The sequence below is a fragment of the Nostoc sp. genome, from assembly GCF_054880495.1.
The window spans coordinates 1-4892 of record NZ_JBTYKD010000082.1 but is presented as its reverse complement, the minus strand read 5'-3'; the positions used below and the strand labels follow the sequence as shown (position 1 = coordinate 4892).

General features: G+C 39.8%; 4 protein-coding genes. 1 reads left to right on the top strand and 3 read right to left on the bottom strand.

Annotated elements, in window-relative coordinates:
- Positions 1-281 precede the first annotated feature (281 nt).
- Positions 282-551, top strand: a complete 270-nt coding sequence (locus ACYTXL_RS09430) for a hypothetical protein (protein ID WP_461924502.1) — start codon at positions 282-284, stop codon at positions 549-551.
- A 112-nt stretch (positions 552-663) separates the two neighbouring features.
- Here the strand turns inward: ACYTXL_RS09430 and ACYTXL_RS09425 are convergent, their stop codons facing one another.
- The 3 genes from ACYTXL_RS09425 to ACYTXL_RS09415 form a co-directional block, all read right to left on the bottom strand.
- On the bottom strand, positions 664-1638 hold the full coding sequence (locus ACYTXL_RS09425; RefSeq protein WP_461924501.1) for a threo-3-hydroxy-L-aspartate ammonia-lyase: 975 nt from the start codon (positions 1636-1638) through the stop codon (positions 664-666).
- Positions 1639-1855: 217 nt separating this feature from the next.
- The gene (locus tag ACYTXL_RS09420) at positions 1856-3076 is read right to left on the bottom strand and encodes an AAA family ATPase (protein WP_461924500.1); all 1221 of its coding nucleotides are present in this window, start codon (positions 3074-3076) and stop codon (positions 1856-1858) included.
- 68 nt (positions 3077-3144) lie between these two features.
- On the bottom strand, positions 3145-4347 hold the full coding sequence (locus tag ACYTXL_RS09415; RefSeq protein ID WP_461924499.1) for an AAA family ATPase: 1203 nt from the start codon (positions 4345-4347) through the stop codon (positions 3145-3147).
- Between the last annotated feature and the right edge of the window lie 545 nt (positions 4348-4892).

Below are 4892 nucleotides of genomic sequence, written 5' to 3'. Positions count from 1 at the left end.
GCGAACAGCCCTCAAATTAGGACTAAAGTCCTTACTACAAACCTTGAATTATTCACGCCCCTCTACTTAGCTCGTGTACTTCACCAACTTGAAATCTGCTGTATATCGTGACAAACTACAATGATGCAATGGGGGTTGCCTTGAAAATGTTTTCTGAAACAGACAACGAGCAATTAAGAAGAGGGCTGGTATAGGAGTGAAAAGGTCTCCCCTAATTGAAACTTTTGTGAAGGAAAAAAGTCTAAAACTATAAATTTCTGGTTCAATCAAAGGATGTCTTTATGAACGTGAAAAGAATTTTCTCATCTTGCTTGTTAGGCGTTTTGCTAACTTCGAGTGTTTTAGCAGAGCGTGCATCTGCTCAAGTAGAAGTAATTTTTGGAAACGATCACCGACAGGAGTGGCGCGAACGAGAACATGAAAGACTAGCATTTATACGTAGAGAGCGTGAAGAACGTGAGCGCCGTGAATGGCGACGTAGAGAACATGAGAGACGTGAATGGCGTGAGAGACGTGAATGGCGTGAGAGACATGAGTATGACTATCGCTAATAAATTACTCTCAGTTTAGAGATTAGCACTTAATAGACTAGACTGATAAAAAGTAGCAGGGAGGCAGTAACCTCCCTTTTCTTGTGGCAATCTCTTGTGAGACTCACGTTAATTACAATCCCACAGAAAACAATTTACCAACTTGCGCCAAATCTACATTTCCACCGCTAATGATGACACCAATCCTCGCTTCTGGTGCTGTCACCACACCTTCGAGTAAGGCTGCTGCTGCAAGTACTCCGGTGGGTTCAACTACAATTTTTAGACGTTCCCACAAGAAAAACATGGTGCGAAGAATCGCTTCTTCAGATACCGTCACCATATCATCGACGTAATGCAGCACTAAGGGGAAAGTAATTTGACCAAGGCTAGGAGTCCGGGCACCATCGGCGATGGTATCAGGATTCTTGACAGTTTGCAGCGTTTTGCTGTGAAAGGAGCGGGTAGCATCGTCGGCAAGTGCTGGTTCTACTCCGATTACTTTACAATTCGGTAAAAGTGCTTTGGCTGCGATCGCACACCCTGAAAGTAATCCGCCACCGCCACAACAAACTAATAATAAGTCCAACTCACCAACTTCTTGGATCAGTTCTAAAGCAGTTGTCCCCTGTCCGGCGATGATGCGCGGATGATCGTAAGGCGGAATGAGTGTAATCTTCCTTCCTCTGGAAAGAATATCAGCGAATTGTTCTCTATCTGTTTTTTGGCGGTCATACAAAACGATTTCTGCACCATAATCACTAGTAGCGGCTTGCTTAACAGAGGGAGCATCCTCTGGCATTACAATCGTAGTAGGAATTTTTAACAATTTTCCGGCAAGCGCTACTGCTTGTCCATGATTCCCAGAAGAAAAAGTAACGACACCCCTTTGTTTTTCTGGAATAGGCAGTTGTATGAGTGCGTTGTATGCACCTCTAAATTTAAATGATCCTGTGCGTTGAAAATTTTCGCACTTAAAAAACACTTGGCTATTGGTGCGATCGTTAACGATTGTAGAAGTCAGCACAGGTGTGCGGTGGGCAATCCCCAAAATTCGCTCTTGTGCTGCTTGCACGTCAGTTATAGCAACGGAATTATGCTGTGGCATTGATGACGAGATTAAATATTCTTGCTCTTGTTTATATAGATAGAGATTTTTATATTTGCGCCTAATATGCTTAATTGAAGCATGCTCATTTCAGGTGGATAGCATCATTTTTTTTCACCATAAAAATAGCTACAGCAAATATTATACTCTTTATTCTCAGAGGATGTTTTAAAAGTGTTTGGCTGTGATTTTAGGCACTTCTTTCATTCTAGTTTCCTCAGCCTTCACGACCAATAGTTGTGCTGCTCATTTGTTCTCGCAAAATTGCAACTTGAGAAAGCATAATTTTCTCCATTGCCCCAGTTTCTAAGGTTCCTATCCAGCGAATCATTGATGAGAGAAATAGTTCTTTGAGATATGCGAAAGAAAAGCCATCTGTCAGTGCAACTATCTGATTTATAGCCTCGTCTGACAAATGCATTGCAGTTTTGAATTTATTATTCCACAACGCTATGTAAGCTTGTCTGACTAAGATATCTGGCAGTTCAAAGTGATATTTACGGTCAAAGCGGCTGGGGCGATCGCTAATTGCTGAATCCAAGCGTTCTGGATGATTTGTAGTTGCAATGGTGAGAATTCCGTCGTTCAAAGCGAAGCCGTCCAGTTCATTGAGAAAGAAAGAGCGATTTTCTTCAGTCAAGAGAGAATCGATATCTTCTAGTACCAAAATACAAGATGCTGACTGCCGCGCTTGTTTGAATACTTTACGAATATTTTCGCTATCAGTGTCATACTCAGACTTGAAGCTTTTAACATACAAGCAAGGTTGTTGCATTTGATTAATCAATGCTTTTACTGTATGCGTTTTGCCATTTCCCGGTGAACCAATGAATAAAAGACCTCTCTTCCAAGGCACACCATAAGCTACGTAAGTTTCACGGGATGTAAAGAATTTATTCAGGTCATCTTGAATATCTTCCTTCAGATTACCCTGCAAAATAAGATTATCAAAAGTAGCACCTTTAATGGATTGAAATAGGTCGAGATTTTTTTCCCAATAACCATCTTCAAAGACTAAAACCTCGTCACGAATTTCGGAATTCCAGTCACAAACTGCAACAAAAAATTCTTCAGCTATTACTTTGCTATCAGCTAAAATCCAGTAATATCGAGTTTTACAATAACCTTCTTGCCAACTCATTAAGAGTATATCGAGTTTGTGTCCTTGCCATGTAACTTCAAAACTGGCATTTTCTGTATGGTTGTAAATTTCTTGCTCCATCCCATCCCAGCTAGTAATAATCTGGTTATGGATAAAAATATTATGTTGGAGAGTACAGAGATTTACCTTGGCATACTTCTCCAAATTAAATGTAGAATCATTACCCTCTACCAGTCCTTTATTGGGATAAATTGCTACTAACTCTTGACTAATATTGTAGGCGATCGCATTATTAGGTAGACTAAGTGCTTCTGTAATCAGTTGTTGAATTTTCACAGTTATTTATTTTCCTGGTATGTTATTATCTGGAAATCCTCACATTAGGGTTTAGCTACAGGTTGATATTACACAAACAGTTGCGTAAACTCATATATTAAATCCACCCTGCCCTTACGTAACATAGCTGGATCTAATCTTTCAGTGGTATTGCAAGTCATCAAGACAACTAACCGTTGCTGCATCTGAATACCAGAGTCATCAATTACACTCTGATACAAAGTGCCATCCAGCAAACTCAGAATGTGTTCGGTTTTGTTATTATATTGCGCTACTTCGGAAGCACGATTTTGCGCTAGATTATCAGCTTCGTTAATAACGATACAAATACGCTCTATGTAAGTCGGTGGGACAAAATTAGCGATCGCATCATGATCTAAAATAAAAATTACATACCCTAAAGGTAGAAGAATTTCTTTTGCTACTGCCTGTGTCCAGACTGTTTTACCTGTACCTGGTTGCCCATGTATAACAACCGCTAACTGGTTTTGATTAAGAATCGCTTGCTGTACAGAATCAGTAAAGTTTTGGATATCTGCGGGAAATGTGCGAATCAGAAATTGACTGTGAATTTTGCCTACACGACTTTGATATCCACTCAACATAACTGCTAAGTCATAAGTCGCTTTGTTAATTAGTGGCGTGAGATTTTTCGCCATTAAAGTATATTGTCGTCGCCCGCGATCGTAGGGGTCAATTTGCAACCAAACGTCATATTTCGACCAGTAAGCATAAACAGTATTGAGAACGTCTAAGCGTTCCCAGCTAATAAATTTGTTTATCGGAAAATAAAAATCTCTTTCTGAGTAATACTGGGTAATAATATCGGGACTACCCAACACACCTAAAACTCGCAGTACAGTAATTTCTTGCAGTCGGTTAAGAACATAATCAATAGGAATGCTACTACGACTGACAAATTGGACGATGGGCGTTTCCGTACTCAAAATATCTTTGTAGAGATGATCTGGTGATTGAGGATCTGGCGTGATGTAATTCCAAAACTTTTCAAGTTCATAGCGCGTATTATCAGATACAACATTTAATAAATTAGCCCACCAAGTATAATTATTTCGTCCCAAAACATCAGCAACATTACTCGCTAAATTCAAACTTTTTTGAGTTAATTCGCGGGAGTCATTAGCCAACAATTGCCACAAAAACCCCCAGTCTAATTCTCGGTTAAACGGTCGCCAACCGCTAGCAAGCAAGCTTTGCCGGCTATTATTTGTAGGAGTGCCTTCATTGCTTCTAAAATAGTCAAAATCCATATTTGTTAGTTATGCAGCGTTAATCGAATTATTTTGGGTGAAGTAGGAGATTTTGAAAAAGTTTTCTCGTAAATTAAACTAACTGCGTACAAATGGTAATTTTATTTCCACTGTGCTGTACTGGCTAGGAAGTCTTTTTAATCTAACTCATTTCTTGTGTAATATACTATATTACAGAATAACTACCTACGTCAACTTTTTTGACAAAGCAATTGGTAAGTGGGAGTTTGCTTTTGGCTATCGATGTACCTGCGCTAATTATCCATCTTTAAATGAAGAATAATATCATGTCCGTGGAATTGCCCATAAGATAAAGCACCTAACCCCACTTTTGGCTAACATTAAAGTTACTCTCCCTACTAGCTTGGCTGGTAGTAACGGGAGTTGCAAACAAAAAAATATCTAACTATTTATTGTGGGGTGGGCCGGAAAGCCATTGGTGTCAACTTCAGAAAAAATCTGCTTTGAGAAGGCGTTTTGCCCTCATCCCCTAACCCCTTCTCCCAACTTGGGAGAAGGGGAACTAGAGAATTTGCTCCCCTCTC